General features: G+C 72.7%; 17 protein-coding genes. 10 read left to right on the top strand and 7 right to left on the bottom strand.

Annotated elements, in window-relative coordinates; genetic code table 11:
* Together VK640_02590 and rpsF are read right to left on the bottom strand one after the other, a co-directional pair.
* On the bottom strand, positions 1-134 hold a 134-nt coding region (locus tag VK640_02590), incomplete at its 3' end, for a single-stranded DNA-binding protein (GenBank protein HTE72070.1).
* An 18-nt stretch (positions 135-152) separates the two neighbouring features.
* A complete protein-coding gene (gene rpsF, locus VK640_02585) occupies positions 153-443 on the bottom strand; it encodes a 30S ribosomal protein S6 (protein ID HTE72069.1) in 291 nt (96 codons plus the stop codon).
* Between the two features lie 197 nt (positions 444-640).
* Here rpsF and VK640_02580 point away from each other — a divergent pair, with 197 nt between their 5' ends.
* Positions 641-1453, top strand: a complete 813-nt coding sequence (locus VK640_02580) for a deoxyribonuclease IV (GenBank protein HTE72068.1) — start codon at positions 641-643, stop codon at positions 1451-1453.
* A gap of 10 nt (positions 1454-1463) precedes the next feature.
* Here the strand turns inward: VK640_02580 and VK640_02575 are convergent, their stop codons facing one another.
* Positions 1464-2012 carry a MarR family transcriptional regulator gene (locus VK640_02575; protein HTE72067.1) on the bottom strand — a complete coding sequence of 183 codons (549 nt, stop codon included), beginning with the start codon at positions 2010-2012 and terminating at the stop codon, positions 1464-1466.
* 122 nt (positions 2013-2134) lie between these two features.
* On the opposite strand from VK640_02575, the gene VK640_02570 reads away from it, so the two are divergent.
* The 3 genes from VK640_02570 to VK640_02560 all read left to right on the top strand — a co-directional run bounded on the left by VK640_02570 (position 2135) and on the right by VK640_02560 (position 5279).
* Positions 2135-2761, top strand: coding sequence for a YceI family protein (locus VK640_02570; GenBank protein HTE72066.1), 627 nt, complete (start codon positions 2135-2137; stop codon positions 2759-2761).
* A gap of 328 nt (positions 2762-3089) precedes the next feature.
* Positions 3090-4220 (top strand): peptidoglycan bridge formation glycyltransferase FemA/FemB family protein, encoded by a 1131-nt coding sequence (locus tag VK640_02565; GenBank protein HTE72065.1) that lies wholly within the window; start codon positions 3090-3092, stop codon positions 4218-4220.
* Positions 4221-4241: 21 nt separating this feature from the next.
* Positions 4242-5279 (top strand): alanine racemase, encoded by a 1038-nt coding sequence (locus VK640_02560; protein HTE72064.1) that lies wholly within the window; start codon positions 4242-4244, stop codon positions 5277-5279.
* A gap of 68 nt (positions 5280-5347) precedes the next feature.
* On the opposite strand, the gene VK640_02555 is transcribed toward VK640_02560, so the two are convergent.
* From VK640_02555 to VK640_02545, 3 genes are all read right to left on the bottom strand, one after another.
* Positions 5348-6775, bottom strand: a complete 1428-nt coding sequence (locus VK640_02555; protein ID HTE72063.1) for a glycosyltransferase 87 family protein — start codon at positions 6773-6775, stop codon at positions 5348-5350.
* A gap of 8 nt (positions 6776-6783) precedes the next feature.
* Complete coding sequence (locus tag VK640_02550) at positions 6784-8877, bottom strand: transglycosylase domain-containing protein (protein ID HTE72062.1); 2094 nt, start codon at positions 8875-8877, stop codon at positions 6784-6786.
* A gap of 61 nt (positions 8878-8938) precedes the next feature.
* Positions 8939-9385, bottom strand: a complete 447-nt coding sequence (locus VK640_02545; protein ID HTE72061.1) for a DUF5318 family protein — start codon at positions 9383-9385, stop codon at positions 8939-8941.
* Positions 9386-9517: 132 nt separating this feature from the next.
* On the opposite strand from VK640_02545, the gene VK640_02540 reads away from it, so the two are divergent.
* From VK640_02540 to VK640_02530, 3 genes are all read left to right on the top strand, one after another.
* Positions 9518-10174, top strand: a complete 657-nt coding sequence (locus tag VK640_02540; GenBank protein ID HTE72060.1) for a PadR family transcriptional regulator — start codon at positions 9518-9520, stop codon at positions 10172-10174.
* 11 nt (positions 10175-10185) lie between these two features.
* Positions 10186-11265, top strand: a complete 1080-nt coding sequence (locus VK640_02535) for an inositol-3-phosphate synthase (protein HTE72059.1) — start codon at positions 10186-10188, stop codon at positions 11263-11265.
* A 91-nt stretch (positions 11266-11356) separates the two neighbouring features.
* Positions 11357-12670 carry an MFS transporter gene (locus VK640_02530; GenBank protein ID HTE72058.1) on the top strand — a complete coding sequence of 438 codons (1314 nt, stop codon included), beginning with the start codon at positions 11357-11359 and terminating at the stop codon, positions 12668-12670.
* 9 nt (positions 12671-12679) lie between these two features.
* Here the strand turns inward: VK640_02530 and VK640_02525 are convergent, their stop codons facing one another.
* Entirely contained in the window at positions 12680-14152 is a 1473-nt protein-coding gene (locus VK640_02525; protein HTE72057.1) for a CCA tRNA nucleotidyltransferase, read from the bottom strand.
* A 106-nt stretch (positions 14153-14258) separates the two neighbouring features.
* Here VK640_02525 and VK640_02520 point away from each other — a divergent pair, with 106 nt between their 5' ends.
* The 3 genes from VK640_02520 to murJ form a co-directional block, all read left to right on the top strand.
* Complete coding sequence (locus tag VK640_02520; protein ID HTE72056.1) at positions 14259-14759, top strand: NUDIX hydrolase; 501 nt, start codon at positions 14259-14261, stop codon at positions 14757-14759.
* Complete coding sequence (locus VK640_02515) at positions 14756-16915, top strand: DUF6049 family protein (GenBank protein ID HTE72055.1); 2160 nt, start codon at positions 14756-14758, stop codon at positions 16913-16915. Before VK640_02520 ends, VK640_02515 begins: the two co-directional genes overlap by 4 nt.
* Positions 16912-18363, top strand: a 1452-nt coding sequence (gene murJ, locus VK640_02510) for a murein biosynthesis integral membrane protein MurJ (GenBank protein ID HTE72054.1), incomplete at its 3' end; no start/stop codon positions are given. The genes VK640_02515 and murJ, both read left to right, overlap by 4 nt.

Here is an 18363-nt window from a genome sequence, read left to right as displayed (position 1 = left end):
GTCTGCTTGTCGAGGTACCGCGGAGTGGAGGCCATGCGGAACTTGGCCACGGCCGCGCCACTCGGGGTGAAGCGCAGCTCGGGGTCGTCGACGAGGTTGCCGACGAGGGTGATGACGGTGTCGCCTGCGGCCATGTTCGGTGGCTCCTTCGCTCAGCGCTGGTCGGGGCGGATGACCTTGGTGCGCAGCACGGCCTCGTTGAGGTTGAGCTGGCGGTCGAGCTCCTTGACGGTCGCCGGCTCGGCCTGCAGGTCGACGACGGCGTAGATGCCTTCTGCCTTCTTCCTGATCTCGAAGGACATCCGGCGACGGCCCCAGATGTCGACCTTCTCGACGTCGCCGCCGTCCTTCTTCACGACGGTCAGGAACTGGTCGAGAGCGGGACCGACGGTGCGCTCCTCGACGTCGGGGTCGAGGATCACCATGAGCTCGTAGTGACGCATGCGGACAACCCACCTCCTCTGGACTCGAGCGGCCACGGTCTCTCCGTGGCAGGAGGGCTACTGCGTCGACCGCCGGCACCGGGTCCGGCGGTCAGGAGGCCAAGACTACCGGGCGTGGGCGGCAGGGCCGAATCGTCGTCCACAGGCCGCGGTCGGTGGCTCCCGGCCGGTCGGTGGACGGTCGTAGGGTCGGTCCCGTGACCGCACTGCGCATCGGAGCCCACGTCGACCAGGCCGACCCGCTCGCGGAGGCGACGGCCCGCCTGGCGGACCTGGTGCAGACCTTCCTCGGCGACCCGCAGGGCTGGAAGGCCCCCACGGTGACCCGGGCCGGCGGGGCGGCGGCACTGCGCGCCGATGCCGCGGCCGCGGGGGTCGACGTCTACATCCATGCGCCGTACGTCCTCAACGTGGCCACCAGCAACAACCGGATCCGGATCCCCAGCCGCAAGCTGCTCGAGCAGCACGCCCGGCTGGCCGCCGAGTGCGGCGCGAAGGGGCTGATCGTGCATGGCGGTCACGTCCTCAAGGACGACGACCCGGAGGGCGGCTTCGACAACTGGGCCAAGACCTTCGAGCGATTCGATCCACCGCTGCCGGTGCTGATCGAGAACACCGCGGGCGGGGGCAACGCGATGGCCCGGCGGCTGGACCGGGTGGCCCGGCTGTGGGAGGTCCTGGAGGACCGGGTCGAGGCGGCGGTCCTGGCCAAGGTGGGCTTCTGCCTCGACACCTGCCACGCCCACGCGGGCGGCGAGGAGCTGGCAGGGGTCGTTGACCGGGTCAAGGCGATCACCGGGCGGATCGACCTGGTGCACGCGAACGACTCGCGGGACGCCTTCGACTCCGGGGCCGACCGGCACGCCAACTTCGGGTCCGGGGCGATCGACGGCGACGAGATCGTGGCGGTGGTGGCCGCGGCCGGGGCGCCCGTCGTGGTGGAGACCCCCGGCGGAGCGGCCGGGCAGGGCGCCGACATCGCGTTCCTGCGGGAGCGGCTCCCCGCCTAGGTAGCCTCGCCTAGAGAGCGCCGACCGCCCCGGCGGCGGCTCCCTGGTGGGGGAGCGGCCCGTCGCTGCCCACCGTGGAGCAGGGTGCGAGGTGGTCCCGCAGCCGACGCAGCGCGGTGACGAACGCCTCGAGCTCCTCGGGGCCGCCTCGGCGCAGCGGGTCCAGCAGCGAGCTCTCGATCAGGGCCAGGTGGCCGGGCAGCACCTCGGTGAGCAGCGAGCGGCCGGCCTCGGTCACCACGGCGTAGGTGGTGCGCCGGTCGGTGGCGCAGGCCTGGCGGGCGACCAGGCCCCGGTCGACCAGCCGGTCCACGACGCGGGTCACGCCGCTGCTGGTCAGCGTGGTCTGGGCGCTCAGGTCGGACATCCGGAGCAGGCCCAGCGGCGAGCGGGCCAGCCGCAGCAGGACCTCGAACTCCACGCCGGACAGCCCATGAGCGCCCAGCTGGGCGCTCGACCGGGCCTCGAGCCCGGCGAAGGCCTCGGCCAGCAGGCCGACGACGGTCAGGCGGTCGTCGGCCAGCGCAGCGTCGAGGGGAGTGGTCTGGGGGTCCGGCACGAGATCATCGTACCTGAACTTGACAATGGGAATGTTGAGAGGGCAATCTTTGCTTCAGCAGACATCGCAGATTCCCGGTCAGCCACCGACCGGTACCGCCCGTAGGAGAGGACAAACCCACCATGACCACCACCCCCCAGACCGGCCGCGACATCGCCGTCGAGCAGGCCACCGAGAACGCCGCCGGCGCGCTGCGCGTCGTGGACGGTGTGGCCCTGCCGGCCGCCGGTACCTACGTGCTCGACCCGACGCACACCCGCATCGGCTTCGTCGCCCGCCACCTGATGGTCACCAAGGTGCGCGGCCACTTCGGCCAGTTCGAGGGATCGATCACGGTCGGCGACGACGTCACCGGCTCGACCGCCGAGGCGACGATCCAGACCGCCTCGATCGACACCGGTACCCCGGACCGCGACGGCCACCTCCGCTCGGGCGACTTCCTCGAGGCCGAGAAGTACCCGACGATGACCTTCGGCAACGCCAAGGTGACCAAGCAGAAGGGCACCAGGTTCACGGTCGTCGGCGACCTGACGATCCAGGACACCACCCGCCAGATCGAGCTGGACGTCGAGCTCGACGGCGTCGTCAAGGACCCCTTCGGCAACGAGAAGATCGCCGTCACCGCGAGCACCGAGATCGACCGCGAGGACTTCGGGATGACGTGGAACGTCGCCCTGGAGACCGGCGGCGTCCTGGTCTCGAAGAAGGTCGTCATCGAGATCGAGGCGCAGGCCGTCCGCCAGGCCTGAGCCCCACCGCACCACCCGCGCCACCGCACCACCGCACCACCGCGAGACCGCACCACCCACGCCACCGCACAACCGCGAGAGCCCCGCACCCCACGTGGGTGGCGGGGCTCTCTCGCCGTCTCGGGGGCACGGTGGGGGTGCGGGGAGGCGGCGGCTCCGCCCATCCGGTCTCGCAAGCTCGGCCTCCCCGCAGGCCCGACCACGCTCCGCCACCCCCTCCCCGCCCCCCGCTTCCTCGTCTGCCGCGACCGACCGTCGGCCGGCCTCCTCGTGTGCCGCGACTGGCCGCGAGAGACCTGTGACTGGTGGCTGGGTAGCCTCCTGCGCCATGGCTTCGCTCACCGTCCGCGAGATCTCGCGCGACGAGCACCTCGCCTTCGTGACCGCACGGTCCCGCGAGACGTCGGTGAGCTTCCTGCAGTGCCCGTCGTGGGCGGCGGTCAAGTCGGAGTGGGGCTCGCAGAGCCTCGGCTGGTACGACGCGCGCGGGACCCTGGTCGGGGCCGGCCTGGTGCTGCTCCGGCAGGTACCCAGGGTCAAGCGGTTCCTGGCCTACCTGCCCGAGGGCCCGGTCATCGACTGGACGGCTGACGATCTGGACGGCTGGCTGACGCCGATGACCGAGCACCTGAAGGCGGCCGGCGCCTTCGGCATCAAGATGGGCCCGCTGGTCGCCGGGCGCCGCTGGTCGGCCGCCACCGTCAAGGCAGCTGTCGCCGACGGCTCGGCGAAGCGGCTCGGGGACGTACCACCGGACAGCGAGGACCCGACGGCCGCGGACGTCGCGGCCACCCTCACGGTTCTCGGGTGGCGCCCGCCGAGCAGCGACGAGGGCTTCGCCGCGGGTCAGCCGCAGTACGTGTTCCAGGTGTCCCTCGCGAGCCGCACCGAGGACCAGCTGCTCGCGGGCTTCAACCAGCTGTGGCGGCGCAACGTCAAGAAGGCCGACAAGGCCGGCGTCGAGGTGACGCTGGGCACCGAGGCCGACCTGCCGGACTTCCACCGGCTCTACCTGGAGACCTCGGAGCGCGACCACTTCACCGGCCGGCCGCTGTCGTACTTCCAGCGGATGTGGTCGGCGATGCGGGCCGAGGACGAGAACCGGATCCGGCTCTACCTGGCGCGCCACGAGGGCGACCTGGTCGCCGCGACGACGCTGGTGCAGGTCGGCCGGCACGCGTGGTACTCCTACGGCGCCTCGTCGACGGCCAAGCGCGAGGTGCGCGGCTCCAACGCCGTGCAGTGGCGGATGCTGCGCGACGCGGCCGCGTCCGGCGCCGAGGTCTACGACCTGCGCGGCATCACCGACACCCTCTCCGAGGACGACCCGCACTTCGGGCTGATCCAGTTCAAGCTCGGCACCGGCGGCGAGGCCGTCGAGTACCTCGGCGAGTGGGACCTGCCGCTGAACAGGGTGCTCTTCAAGGCGTTCGAGGTCTACATGGGCCGTCGTGGCTGACCGTCGGTCGCGGGTGGCGCGATGACCTTCTCGCTGTACGTCGACGAGGACCGCTGGCGCACGCACCTGTCTTCAGTGGTCGAGACGACACCGGGCATCGTGCCGGTCATCAAGGGCAACGGGTATGGCTTCGGCAACGCCCGGCTGGCGGCCGAGGCGGCGCGGCTCGGCGTGCCGGCGGTGGCGGTCGGGACGTCCGACGAGCTGCCGGTGGTCCGCGAGCACTTCGACGGCGACGTGCTGGTGATGAGCCCGTCCTACCCGCGCTGCGAGGACGACCCGGCCGGCCGGGCGGTCCGGACCGTTGCCCACCTCGAGACGCTGCGCGCCGGGGGTGGTGCGCGGGTGGTCGTCGAGGGCATGACGACCATGCGGCGCCACGGTCTGCCGGCCGACGCCGTGGCATCGGTGGCCGGGCTGCTGGGCGACGTACGGCTGGAAGGTCTCGCGTTCCACCTGCCGATGGACCGGCACGGCGGCTACGACCCGGCCGCCGAGGTGGGCGGCTGGCTCGAGCGCTTCGCTGCGGCCGGTGTGCCGACCGACGTCGCGTGGGTGTCACACCTCACCGCGGCCGAGCTGGCGGGACTGCGGACGCGGTTCCCGTCGACGACTTTCCGGCCGCGGGTCGGCACCGCGCTGTGGCTCGGCGACCGGGATGCGCTGGTCGCCAGGGGCACCGTCCTCGACGTGCACCCGCTGGCCCGCGGCGAGCACTACGGCTACCGGCGGCGGCGGGCGCTGCGCGACGCGCACCTCGTGGTGGTGAGCGGCGGGACGGCCCACGGGGTGGCGCTCGAGGCGCCGCGGACCGTGCGCGGGCCGGTCGGGCGCGGCAAGGCGCTGGCGGTCGGCGGCCTCGCGGCGGCCAACCGCGCGCTGTCGCCGTTCACCTGGGCCGGGCACCAGCGGTGGTTCGCCGAGCCGCCGCACATGCACGTGTCGCTGCTGCTGCTGCCGGCCTCGGTCACCCCGCCGTCGATCGGCGACGAGCTGGTCTGCGACGTGCGGCTGACCACCCTGCACCCCGACCGGGTCGCGCCGGCCGCCGCGAAATGATCACGTATACGTGATCGATTCACCCCGTGCACGGCGGATACGCCATGCTTCGGGTGCACTGATCATGCTTACGTGATCATTTCCCGCCCCCGGTCGGCAGCCGGGTCGTCGTGGGGGTGGCGGGTGACCAGGCGGAGCTGGTCCTCGGCGCCGTCGAGCACGCCGCCGGCCGGGTCGTCGGCGACCGGGCGGCCGTCCTCGGTGCGCACCGGGTCGTGCTCTGGGTGCAGCACGTCTCGCACGACCATCGCGCACAGCCACAGCGTGCCGGCGACGTGGGCGAGGACGGTCACCCCGTAGCCGTCCGCCCCGAGCGCACGGTTGGGGTCGCCGGGCGGGTAGCCCGCGATGAGGAGCCAGATCCCGACGAAGTGGATCACCTCGCCGGCCTGCCAGATCAGGACGTCGCGCCACCTCGGGCGGGCCAGCGCGGCCAGCGGCAGCAGCCAGAGCAGGTACTGCGGCGAGTACACCTTGTTGGTGAGCAGGAAGGCGGCCACGACCAGGAGCACCATCTGCGGCAGCCGCGGCCGGCGGGGGGCGGCCAGGCCGAGCACCGCGATCCCGGCGCAGGCCAAGGCGAACAGCCCGCCCGCCAGCAGGTTCAGCGCCCCGGCCGAGACGCCGTGGCCCTGCTGGTCGAGCACGAACCAGATCGAGCTGAAGCCGGCGTCCCGCTCACGCGAGAGCCGGTAGAACTTCGCCCACCCGTCGAAGTCGGCCAGCATCACCGGGACGTTGACCGCGACCCAGGCCAGTGCGGCGGCGGCCACCGTATGCCCGAGCTCGCGCATCCGGCCGGCTCGCAGGCAGAGCACGAGCAGTGCGCCGAGGACGAAGAGCGGGTAGAACTTGGCGGCCGCCGCGAGCCCGATCAGGACGCCGGCGGCCACGGGTCTGGACCGGGCCCACATCAGCATCCCGACCGCCAGCAGCGCCACGGCGTACAGGTCCCAGTTGATGGTGCCCGCCAGGGCCAGCCCCGGTGCCAGAGCGACCAGGGCGGCGTCCCACGGTCGCCTGCCGGCGGTGAGCGCGGTCGCGGCGACCGCGATGCCGGCGCACACGGCAAGCGCGAGCGCGTTGATGTCGAAGTAGCGCAGGGACCGCGCCGCCGGGTCGGCGTCGTCGGGCACCAGCTGCGCGGTGAGCCACATGGCGGCGCCGGTCAGGACGGGGTACTCCACCGTGCGCTCGTCTGTCTGGTCGACGTAGGGGATCTCACCGTCGGCGAGGCCGCGGCCGTAGTAGAGCGGGGTGATGTCGGTGTAGCAGCCGTGGGTGTAGTTGCCGGGAGCGCCCCAGCCGTGGTCGCGGCACCAGTCCTTCTGCACGAGGCCCACGCCGCAGGTGAGGAAGGTCAGCGCCAGGAGCACGCGCAGCGGCGTCCACCAGCTGCGCCCGGTCCCCGCCCGGCGGCCGAGCGGCCCCCCGACGACCTCGCTGCCACCCCGCACCACCGGGTCGTCGCGCGAGGGTGCGACGACCTCGGTCACCCGGTCCGTCAGCCCCCCTCTTCCTGGGAGGGGGCCAGCGACACGCTGACCGACGGCGAGGAGGTGTCCTGGCCGGGCGGCGTGCTCGGCGGGCCGGGGGTGTTGGTGTCGGTCGGCGACGGCGCCACCGTCGACGGCGGCGCCGAGGTGGTGGTGGGCGTCGGGGTCGACGTGGTCGGCGTCGGCGTCGGCGTGAAGCTCGGTGCCGGGTTGCGGGTCTCCCCGACGTACTCCGGCTCCGGGAAGTCCTCGACCTGCATGCCCTGCATCGCGCCGGTCATGAACGCGGTCCAGATGCGCGCCGGGTACTCGCCGCCGAAGAACGTCGGCAGCCCGCCGACGCCGTCGAGGTCGGCCCGCCCGGTGCCCTTGTAGAAGCTGACGGCCGCCGACAGCTGCGGCGTGTAGCCCACGAACCAGGCCGACGTCGTGGTGTCGGGACGCAGCGCGGCGGTGCCCGTCTTGCCGGCCGCCGGCCGGTCGACGTTCTGGGCCTCGGTGCCGGTCCCGGACTGCACGACCTGCTGCAGCGCGTAGGACACGTCGGCCATCACGTCCTTGCCGAAGGCCCGCTCGGTGTCCGTGTCGGCCCGGAACCTGGTGCCGCCGTTGCTGCCCTTCACCTCGTCGATCACGTGCCACTGCGCGCGCTGCCCCTGCGCGGCGAAGGTGGCGTAGGCGTTGGCCATGTCGATGTTGTGCACCGACGCGGTCCCGAGCGGGATGACGGCGTTCGGCTCGAGCCCGGGGGTGTCCTCGGGGATGCCGGCCTCGACCGCCGCGTCGAGCACTCGCTCCGGCCCGATGTCGAGGGTGAGGTCCACGTAGGCGGTGTTGATGCTCTGCTCGGTCGCAGTGACGAGGTCCACGGACGACCCGTAGTCGCGGTCGAACTCGTTGTTGACCTCCTTGTCGGTGCCCGGGAGCTCCTGCGGCGAGTTGCCGTTGTAGCGGCTCTTGAGGCTCACGCCGTCGTCGAGGGCGGCGGACAGGGCGAACGGCTTGAACGACGAGCCGGGCTGGACCCGGGCCTGGGTCGCCTCGTTGAGCTCGCCCGCGTTGGGCCCGCCGTACATCGCGATGACCGCACCCGTGCCGGGCTGCACGGCAGAGAGGCCGATGTGCACGTTGCGGGCGTTCTCGCGCGGCCGCTCCTGGCGCACGGCGCGCACCGCGGCGCGCTGCGACTTGCGGTCGAACGTCGTCACCACGCGCAGACCGCCCAGGTCGATGTCCTGGTCGGAGAACCCCTCGGCCTTGAGCTCGCGGCGGACCGAGTCGAGCAGGTAGTAGTTGGGGCCGCCCTTGGCCTTGCGCGGGTCAGCGGTCTTGGGCACCTGCATGCCGGCCCGCTCCGACGGGTCGAGCCAGCCCTTGGCCACCATGCCGTCGAGCACGTAGTCGAAGCGGTTGGCGAGGGCTTCGGCGTCCTCGTCCGGGTCGTAGTTGGCCGGTGACCGGATCACCGAGGCGAGGACGGCGCCCTCCTCGACCGTGAGCTCGGAGGCCGGCTTGGCGAAGTAGGTCTGCGCAGCCGTCTCGATGCCGTAGGCACCGCGGCCGAAGTAGATGGTGTTGAGGTAGTCGGCGAGGATCTTGTCCTTGTCGTCGCGGCGGTCCAGCTTGACCGCGATGAAGAACTCCTTGAGCTTGCGGGTGTAGGTCCGCTCCTGCGACAGGTACGCGTTCTTGGCGTACTGCTGGGTGATCGTCGACCCGCCTTGCTGCGGGCCGCCGCGCAGGTTGTTCCAGAACGCGCGGGCGATGCCGGTCGGCGAGATGCCGCGGTTCTCGTAGAACGAGCGGTCCTCGGCCGAGAGCACCGCCTTCTGCACCGGCTCGGGCACCTGGTCCAGCGGGATGATGATGCGGTTCTGCTCGCCGAAGCGACCGATCTCGGTCTTGCCGTTGTCGTAGTAGACGATCGTGGTCTGCGCGCTGATCAGGTCGTTGGGCTGCGGGATCGGCGTCATCGAGTAGGCGACGCCGACCGCGGCCACCATGCAGAGGAAACCGACGCCGCACACAGCGAGCAGCTGTCGCCACGACGGCAGGAAGCGGCGGATCCCGTCGTGGTCACGGCGGGGGTAGTCGACTCTCACGGGGTACCGGTTCGTCAGGGGACAAGGGCAGGGGCGTCAGCGTAACGACGTGCCCGACGGATCAACGATTCGCCGTGCGCCGCCGCGACGACGCGCGGCGGACCCCGTCACCGAGGACGTACGACTGCACGAGGTGGTTCCAGCCGCAGCCCCCGCCGTGACCCAGATCACCGCGGCCGGCCGCCGGCTCGCCGGCGCAGACCTCGACGACGTACACCCGGAACTCCGCGTGCTCCCGCGCCATCTCCGCGAGCTCGCGAGCGGTCCGGACCCGGCCGGAGTACCCGCCCAGCTCGTCGCCGTAGACGTAGCTCACCTCGGTGAGGGGGCGCCGCCGGCACACCGGGCAATCGCGACCGGTGGGCTCGCCGTGGTGGCGGGCGGCGCGCAGCAGGTAGGGATGGGCGTCGCAGACGTCCTCGCGGGAGGTGGGGCCGCCGCCGCGCAGCGCGGTGAGGACGGCGCGGCGCGCCAGTCCGTAGTCGACGACCGCCCGTGGCGCGTCCATGGCCCCGAAGCGTACGTCCGCTTGCGCCGAGGGCGAGCGCCGCCTATCGTGCCGATGTATCGCTGCGATACATGTCGTCGATACATCGGGCTGATCGCCGAGATCACCCTCAGCGAGCGGAGAGGACTGCCGGTGGCCAAGCGCACGGACGTCCTCGAGCTGGCCGTCCTCGGTCTGCTCCAGGACAGCCCGCTGCACGGCTACGAGCTGCGCAAGCGGCTCAGCACCGTCCTCGGCTCGCTGCGGGCGTTCTCCTACGGCTCGCTCTACCCCTGTCTCAAGCAGCTCTTGGCGGCCGGGCTGATCGTCCAGGACACCTCGGCGCCCGGCCCGGGGGGCCCGGAGAGCACCGCCACCGCGCCGGCCGGCCGGCGCTCCAAGATCGTCTACAAGCTGACGGCCGAGGGCAAGGAGCACCTGCAGGACCTGCTCGCCGAGAGCGGCCCCTCCGCCTGGGAGGACGACGGCTTCGGCGTGCACTTCGCCTTCTTCGGGCGTACGGACGCCGCGACCCGGCTGCGGATCCTCGAGGGCCGGCGGTCCCGGCTCGAGGAGCGGATGGACGGCTTCCGAGCCGCCTTCTCCCGCACCCGCGAGCGGCTGGACAGCTACACCCTCGAGCTGCACAAGCACGGACTGGAGAGCGTCGAGCGCGAGGTGCGCTGGCTCTCCGAGCTGATCGACGACGAGCGGCGGCGCGAGTCGCCGGGCTCGCCGGAGCAGACCCCCCAGACGCCTGGGGCCGGCCACCCGGCCGGCGCCCCGGCAGACACCCGGAAGCAATCATGAAGGAGCACCCCATGGGTTCGGTACGCGTGGCCATCGTCGGCGTCGGCAACTGCGCCGCGTCGCTGGTCCAGGGCGTCGAGTACTACAAGGACGCGGACCCGCAGAGCCGGGTGCCCGGCCTCATGCACGTCCAGTTCGGGGACTACCACGTGCGTGACGTGGAGTTCGTCACGGCGTTCGACGTCGACGCCAAGAAGGTCGGCCAGGATCTCAGCGACGCCATCAAGGCGAGCGAGAACAACACCATCAAGATCTGCGACGTGCCGCCGACCGGTGTCACCGTGCAGCGCGGCCACACGCTCGACGGCCTCGGCAAGTACTACCGCGAGACCATCACCGAGTCCGACGAGGAGCCGGTCGACGTCGTCGCCGCCCTGCGCGAGGCGCGGGTCGACGTGCTCGTCTGCTACCTGCCCGTCGGGTCCGAGGACGCCGCGAAGTTCTACGCGCAGTGCGCCATCGACGCAGGCGTCGGCTTCGTCAACGCGCTCCCGGTCTTCATCGCCGGCACCCCCGAGTGGGCGAAGAAGTTCGAGGACGCCGGCGTGCCGATCGTCGGCGACGACATCAAGTCGCAGGTCGGCGCCACCATCACGCACCGGGTGCTGGCCAAGCTGTTCGAGGACCGCGGCGTGATCCTCGACCGCACCTACCAGCTCAACGTCGGCGGCAACATGGACTTCAAGAACATGCTCGAGCGCGACCGCCTCGAGTCGAAGAAGATCTCGAAGACCCAGGCCGTCACCAGCAACATGGAGAACAAGCTCTCGTCGCGCAACGTGCACATCGGCCCGTCCGACTACGTGCAGTGGCTCGACGACCGCAAGTGGGCCTACGTGCGCCTCGAGGGCCGCAACTTCGGCGACGTGCCGCTCAACCTTGAGTACAAGCTGGAGGTCTGGGACTCCCCGAACTCCGCCGGCGTCATCATCGACGCCCTGCGCTGCGCCAAGATCGCCGTGGACCGCGGCGTCGGCGGCCCGATCCTCTCGGCGTCGTCCTACTTCATGAAGTCGCCGCCCGAGCAGCACGACGACGACACGGCACGCGACCTCGTCGAGAAGTACATCGCCGGCGAGATCGAGCGCTAGGACTCCTCGCCCCGTCCCGAAGCGGACCGGTCGCGCCAGGCAGCTCGCCCGGCGCGGCCGGTCCGGTTCGCTCGTTCCGTACCCTGACGCCGTGTCCTACGCCGGCGACTTCCGGGCCGTCCTGCGCCACCGGGACTTCCGGCGACTGTTCGCGACCCGGCTGACCTCGCAGGCCGCCGACGGCGCGTTCCAGTCCGCACTGGCGAGCGTCTTCTTCTTCTCGCCCGAGCGCCAGACCTCGGCGGCCAACGTCGCGGGGGCCTTCGCCGTGCTGCTGCTGCCCTACTCGCTGGTCGGTCCCTTCGCCGGCGTCCTGCTCGACCGCTGGCGCCGCCGGCAGATCCTCGTCGTGGCCAACCTGCTGCGCACCGCGATGGTCCTCGGCGTCGCCCTGCTCACGGCCCTGCACGTCGTCGGTGTCCCGCTGTACGTCGCCGTGCTCGCCTGCCTGTCGGTCAACAGGTTCTTCCTCGCCGGGCTGTCGGCCGCCCTGCCGCACGTCGTGTCGAGGGCCGAGCTGGTGATGGCCAACTCGGTGTCGACGACGACCGGCACCATCGTCGCGATCCTCGGCGCCGGGGCCGGCTTCGGGCTCAAGAAGCTGCTCGGCGAGGGCGACGGCTCCGACGCGCAGGTGATCGTGGTGGCCGCGCTGGCCTACGCACTGGCGGCCCTGCTGGCCGCCCGGATGGACCGGGACCTCCTCGGGCCGGACTTCGCGGCCGACCGGCCGCAGGCGCGGGAGGCGGTGCGGCACGTGGCGCGCGGGCTGGTCGACGGCGCCCGCCACGTGTGGTGGCACCGGGCGGCCGGCCAAGCCCTGGCCGCGATCGGGGCGCACCGGTTCTTCTACGGCATCTCGACGATCAGCGGCATCCTGCTCTTCCGCAGCTACTTCAACGACCCGGACGACGTCGACGCCGGGCTGGCCGGGCTCGCCGGCGCCTTCGCGGCGTCCGGCGTCGGCTTCCTGCTCGCAGCCGTGGCGACGCCGGAGGTCACCCGGCACTGGCGCAAGCAGACCTGGATCGTGGCCTGCTTCGCGGGGGCGGCCGTCACCGAGTCGTTCTTCGTGGTCTGGCTCAGCGAGGCAGGTCTGCTGCTCGGCGCCTTCGTCGTCGGCGTCGCGGCCCAGGGCTCGAAGATCTGCGTCGACACCATCGTCCAGGAGTCGGTGGACGACGCCTTCCGTGGCCGGGTCTTCTCGTTCTACGACGTCATCTTCAACATCGCGTTCGTGTCGGCGGCCGTGTTCTCGGCGCTGGTCCTGCCGGCCGACGGGGCGTCCCCGGCCGTGTTCGCCGTCATCGCAGTCGGCTACGCGGTGACCGCGGCGACGTACGGCCTCGCGACCCGCCGCCTCGACGACCGCACCACCGCGCGCCCTCTCCCCACCACCCCCTGACCAGCCACCTCAGTCCTGCTGGGCGGCCCACCAGGCGCGCAGCTCGGCCTCGGCCTCGTCCGGTGTCATCGGGCCGCGGTCCAGCCGCAGCTCCTTGAGGTGGGCCCACGCCTTGCCCACCACCGGGCCGGGCGGCACGCCGAGGATCGCCATGATCGCGTTGCCGTCGAGGTCGGGCCGGATCGCGTCCAGCTGCTCCTGCTCACGCAGGCGGGCGATCCGCGCCTCGAGGTCGTCGTACGTCCGGCGCAGCGCCTCGGCCTTGCGACGGTTGCGGGTGGTGCAGTCCGAGCGGGTCAGCAGGTGCAGCCGGTCGAGCAGCGGACCCGCGTCGGCGACGTAGCGCCGGACCGCCGAGTCGGTCCACGTCCCGCTGCCGTAGCCGTGGAACCGCAGGTGCAGCTCCACCAGCCGTGCCACGTCGTCGACGACGTCCTTCGGGAAGCGCAGCACCTGCAGCCGCTTGCGGGTGAGCTTCGCGCCGACCACCTCGTGGTGGTGGAAGGAGACGCCGCCGCCCTGCTCGAACCGCCGGGTCTTGGGCTTGCCGACGTCGTGCATGAGAGCGGCCAGCCGCAGGACAAGATCAGGCTCGCCCGGCCCGTCCTTGGACTCGAGCACCATCGCCTGCTCCAGCACCGTCAGGGTGTGCTCGTAGACGTCCTTGTGCCGGTGGTGCTCGTCGATCTCCAGAGCGAGCCGCGGCAGCTCCGGCAGCACCCGCTCGGCCAGCCCGGTCCGCACCAGCAGCGCAAGCCCGGCCCGCGGCTGCGGCGCGCAGACCAGCTTGGCCAGCTCGTCGCGCACCCGCTCCGCGGAGACGATGTCGATGCGCTCCGCCATCGCCGTCATCGCCGCCTCGACCGCCGGGTCGACGGCGAAGCCGAGCTGAGCGGCGAACCTGGCCACCCGCAGCATCCGCAGCGGGTCGTCGTCGAAGGAGTCCTCCGGGCGGCCCGGCGTGCGCAGCAGCCCGGCCGCCAGGTCCGCCAGCCCGCCGAACGGGTCGACGAACTCCTTGCCCGGCACCGTGACGGCCATGGCGTTGACCGTGAGGTCCCGGCGGCGCAGGTCCTCGGCCAGGGAGCGGCCGTAGGAGACCTCGGGCTTGCGCGAGTCGGAGCGGTAGACCTCGTCGCGGTACGTCGTCACCTCGACCACCACGTCGTCCTTGCGGGCACCCACGGTCCCGAAGGCGATCCCGACCTCCCACCAGGCGTCGGCCCAGCCCTTCACCAGCGTCAGGACCTCCTCCGGCCGGGCGTCGGTGGCGAAGTCGAGGTCCTGGCCCAGCCGGCCGCGCAGCGCGTCGCGCACCGAGCCCCCGACGAGGGCCAGCGCGTGGCCCGCGCCGGCGAACCGCCGGCCCAGCTCGTCGGCCACCGGGGCGACCCGCAGCAGCTCGGTGATCAGCCGCCGCTGGGCCGCGCCGAGCGCCGGGACGGGGTCGCCGAGGGGGCTGCGAGACGAGGGGTCGGACACGGGCGCCAAGCGTACGGCGGCGCCGCAGCGGCCCGCGCCGCCCCGGTCGGCGTGGCCGGGACGGCTCCGCCGCGCTGGCTACCATCGACTGGTGCCCCGTCCGTCCATGCCCCGACGCCCGCGCCGACGGCGCGAGGACGGCGACGGTGCCCCGCGCACCACCCGGCGGGGGCTGCGGAAGGTGGAGGAGACCTCCGCCGGCGGGCTCGTCGTGGACCGCACCGACGGGACCCCCCGGGTCGCCCTGATCGGCCGCGTCGACCGGCGCGGCCGCCTGCTGTGGTCGCTGCCCAAGGGTCACCTCGAGGACGGCGAGACCGCCGAGGACGCGGCGATCCGCGAGGTCGAGGAGGAGACCGGCATCCGTGGCCGGGTGGTGGCCTCGCTGGGCACGATCGACTACTGGTTCGTCGCCGAGGACCGCCGGATCCACAAGACCGTCCACCACTACCTGCTCGAGGCGTCCGGCGGTGAGCTCAGCGACGCCGACCTCGAGGTCGACGAGGTGGCCTGGGTGCCGCTCGGGGAGCTCGCCGGCCGGCTGGCCTACGCCGGCGAGCGGCGGCTGGCCGAGACGGCGGCCGGTCTCCTCGCGGACTCCGCATGACCCGACGCCCACCCGCCGGAGCGCCCTCATCGCGTGCCCGGGCGCTGGGCCTGGCCGTCCTGACCCTGCTGCTCGCGGTGCCGCTGACGCTCTCGCCCGGTCTGCCGGCCGGGCACGGCGCAGGCGCGGCGCCGGCGGTCGCGGCCACCACCCCGGCCGCCCTGCGGCTGACCTCGATCAGTCCCGACGTGGCCACCGCCGGCGGCGTGCTACGGGTCACCGGCGGGATCACCAACACCGGCCGCCAGGAGCTACGTGACGTCGAGGTGCGGCTGCGGCTCTCGGCGACCCGGCTCGGCAGCCGGGCCGAGCTGGCGGCGGTCGCGGAGGGCCGCACGACCAGCCGGGACGGTGACCCCATCGCAACGACGACGCTGCCCGACCTGGACGCGGGCGGGACCACGACCTTCGCGGTGTCCCGCGCGCTGGACGAGATCCCCCAGCTGACCGGCTTCGGGGTCTACGTCCTCGGCGTCGAGGTGCTGGCGGGCCGCCCCTCCGGGTTCGGCCGCGTCGCGATGGTCCGCACGATGCTGCCGTGGGTGCCCGAGCAGCCGGACTTCCTGCCCACCGGCTACACCTGGCTGTGGCCGCTGGTCTCCCGGCCGACCCGGCTGTCGGACGGCACGTTCTCCGACGACGTGCTCGCCGGCGAGATGTCCGCGGACGGGCGCCTGGGCCGGCTGCTGGACGCCGGCACCCGGATCCAGGACGCGGCGGCGCTCACCTGGGTGATCGACCCCGAGCTGCTGTCCGCCGCCGCCGACATGGCCGACGGCTACCGGGTGCAGGCGCCCGACGGGTCGACGGTGCCGGGTGGCGGCTCGGGCATCGCCGGGCTCTGGCTGGACCGGCTGCGCACCGTCACGGCGGGCCAGCAGGTGCTCCCGCTCCCGTACGCCGACCCGGACCTGGTCGCCCTGAACCGGCACGGCCGGGCCGGCGACATCGTGCGGGCCGACGCGTCCGCCGAGGCCACCTTCGCCGACGTGCTGCCGCTGGCCGGCCCGGTCTCCGACATCGCCTGGCCGATCAACGGCTTCGTCAACCGCAGCACCCTCGGGGTGCTGCGCGGCGACGGGCGCACCGCGGCGGTCCTGGACGGCCGCGCGGTGCCGCCGGAGATCGACCTCAGCTACACCCCGGCCGGCCGGGCCGACCTGGCGACGCGGTCCGGCAAGGTCGCCGGGCTGCTCGCCGACCCCGGCCTGGCCGACCAGCTGCGCCGGCACGGGCCCGACCCGCTGCTCGCGGGCCAGCGGGTCCTCGCCGAGACGGCGATGATCACCTCGGAGCTCCCGAGCACCGGCACCGAGCGCTCGATCGTGGTCATGCCGCCCCGCCGGTGGGACCCGGAGCAGGCGTTCCTGGACCGCCTGGTGGCGACCGCGGACGCACCGTGGACCGCAGCGGTGCCGCTGCGGATGCTCGCCCAGACCGCCCCGCCGGAGATCGACCGGCAGCCGCTGGACTACCCGAGCGTCCAGCGCCGGCTCGAGCTGCCCGGCCTCTACCTGCGGGCGCTCGACGCGATGCACACGAGCATCAGCCTGCTCCGGGCGATCCTCACCGACCCCGCCCAGCTGGTCCCCGAGCTCGAACGGTCGGTGAACCTGCTGGAGTCCAGCTGGTGGCGCGGACGACCCTCGCGGGTCAACCGGCTGGACCGCGAGAAGGACCTGCTCACGGAGGCCCGTACGTCGGTGCGGGTGCAGCCGGGCAACTTCACCTTCAGCAGCCGCAGCGGCACGATCCCGGTCACGGTCGCCAACGAGCTCGACCAGGAGGTCGAGGTGGTGCTCCGGCTCGACCCGCAGACCCCGCGCCTGCGTGTCGACCCGGTCGAGGCCTTCACCATCGGCCCGAAGTCCAAGCGCCAGATCCCGGTGTCCGCGAGCGCGGTCGCCAGCGGACCGGTGGTGGTCGACGCCCAGCTGCACACCCCCGGCGGCGCGGCCTACGGGCAGCCCGTCCCGCTGCAGATCAGCATCACGCAGTACGGCACGGTCGCCCTCTACATCACCGCGGTCGCCGCCGGGGTGCTCTTCCTCGCCGCCGGCGTACGGGTCCTCCGCCGGGTGGTCTCCGCCCGCCGTGAGGAGCCGGACCCGCCCACGGTCGCCGACCAGGCCGAGGTCACGGAGCCGGTGCCGTGACCACCAGCGACTCCACCGTGGGTCCGGAGCCGGAGCCCGAGAGCGACACCGCCCCCGACGTCCTAGCTCGCAACAGCGCCGTGATGGCTGCCGGCACGGTGATCTCGAGGGTGCTCGGCTTCGGTCGTAACATCGTGCTCGCGGCCGCCCTCGGCACCCGGCTCACGGCCGACGCCTTCAACGTCGCCAACACGGTGCCCAACATCATCTACATCCTGGTCGCGGGCGGGGTGCTCAACACGGTCTTCGTGCCGCAGGTGGTGCGGGCGATGAAGGAGGGTGCGGACCGCGAGCGCGCCTACACCGACCGGCTGCTCACCCTGGCCGGGCTGGTGCTGGCCGCCATCACGCTGCTGGCGACCCTCGCGGCCTCGCTGGTCGTCGCTCTCTACACCCCGTCGACCTGGAGCGACGCCGACGTCGCGGTGACGGTCGCCTTCGCCGCCTGGTGCCTGCCGCAGATCTTCTTCTACGGCATCTACACGATGTTCGGCCAGATCCTCAACGCGCGCGGCAGCTTCGGGCCGATGATGTGGGCGCCGATCGTCAACAACCTGGTCGCCATCGTGATCGGCCTGGTCTTCATCGCCGTCTTCACCGTCGACCCGCTGCAGCCGGCGGAGCTGTCGACGGCAGCCGTCGCCTTCCTCGGCGGCGGCGCCACCCTCGGCGTCGCCCTGCAGGCCGCCGTCCTCGTGCCGGTGCTGCGCCGGACCGGCTTCGGCTACCGGCCCCGGTTCGACTTCCGCGGCTACGGGCTCGGCAAGGCCGGCGAGCTCGCGCAGTGGACGCTGCTGTTCGTCCTGGTCAACCAGCTGGCGTACGTCGTCATCGTCAACCTCGGCACCCGGGCCAGCGAGGCCGCCAAGGACGTGCTGGCCTACGGCGTCGGCTTCACGGCGTACTCCTACGCCTACCTGATCTTCATCCTGCCGCACTCCGTCATCACCGTCTCGGTGGTGACCGGCTCACTGCCGCAGATGAGCCGCGACGCCGCCGACGGGCGGGTCGACGACGTCCGGCGCAGCCTCTCCGCCGCCTGGCGCCTGACCGCGGTCGGCATCGTGCTCGCGGCAGCCGGGCTGGTCGCGCTCGGGCCCGACCTCACCGGCGTCCTCTACGCGGCGAGCAAGGGTGGCACCGACGACGCCCGCTACATCGGTCTCCTCGTGGCCGCCTTCGGCCTCGGTCTGCCCGCGTTCTCGGCGCAGTACGTCGCGCTGCGCGGCTTCTACGCCTTCGAGGACACCCGCACACCGTTCCTCCTGCAGGTGGTCATCGCCACGGTCAACGTCGGGCTGGCGCTGCTGGCCTTCGGCCTCCTGCCGCTCGAGGCGAAGATGATCGGCGTCGCGGTCGCCTACTCCGCCACCTACCTGCTGGGCCTGGCGCTGTCCACGGCCCTCCTGCGACGCCGTCTCGGCGGTCTGGACGGAGCGCGGGTGGTC

The organism is Actinomycetes bacterium (assembly GCA_035489715.1).
GTDB lineage: Bacteria > Actinomycetota > Actinomycetes > JACCUZ01 > JACCUZ01 > DATHAP01.
The sequence above is the reverse complement of the archived record's forward strand: the minus strand, read 5'-3'. Positions and strand labels throughout refer to the sequence as shown.

Bases quoted from the DNA above. Each gene is read 5' to 3' on its own strand.
- rpsF (HTE72069.1), bottom strand. From the start codon at position 443: ATGCGTCACTACGAGCTCATGGTGATCCTCGACCCCGACGTCGAGGAG.
- VK640_02570 (HTE72066.1), top strand. From the start codon at position 2,135: ATGACCACCACCCCCCAGACCGGCCGCGACATCGCCGTCGAGCAGGCC.
- VK640_02565 (HTE72065.1), top strand. From the start codon at position 3,090: ATGGCTTCGCTCACCGTCCGCGAGATCTCGCGCGACGAGCACCTCGCC.
- VK640_02560 (HTE72064.1), top strand. From the start codon at position 4,242: ATGACCTTCTCGCTGTACGTCGACGAGGACCGCTGGCGCACGCACCTG.
- VK640_02545 (HTE72061.1), bottom strand. From the start codon at position 9,385: ATGGACGCGCCACGGGCGGTCGTCGACTACGGACTGGCGCGCCGCGCC.
- VK640_02535 (HTE72059.1), top strand. From the start codon at position 10,186: ATGGGTTCGGTACGCGTGGCCATCGTCGGCGTCGGCAACTGCGCCGCG.
- VK640_02520 (HTE72056.1), top strand. From the start codon at position 14,259: ATGCCCCGACGCCCGCGCCGACGGCGCGAGGACGGCGACGGTGCCCCG.
- VK640_02515 (HTE72055.1), top strand. From the start codon at position 14,756: ATGACCCGACGCCCACCCGCCGGAGCGCCCTCATCGCGTGCCCGGGCG.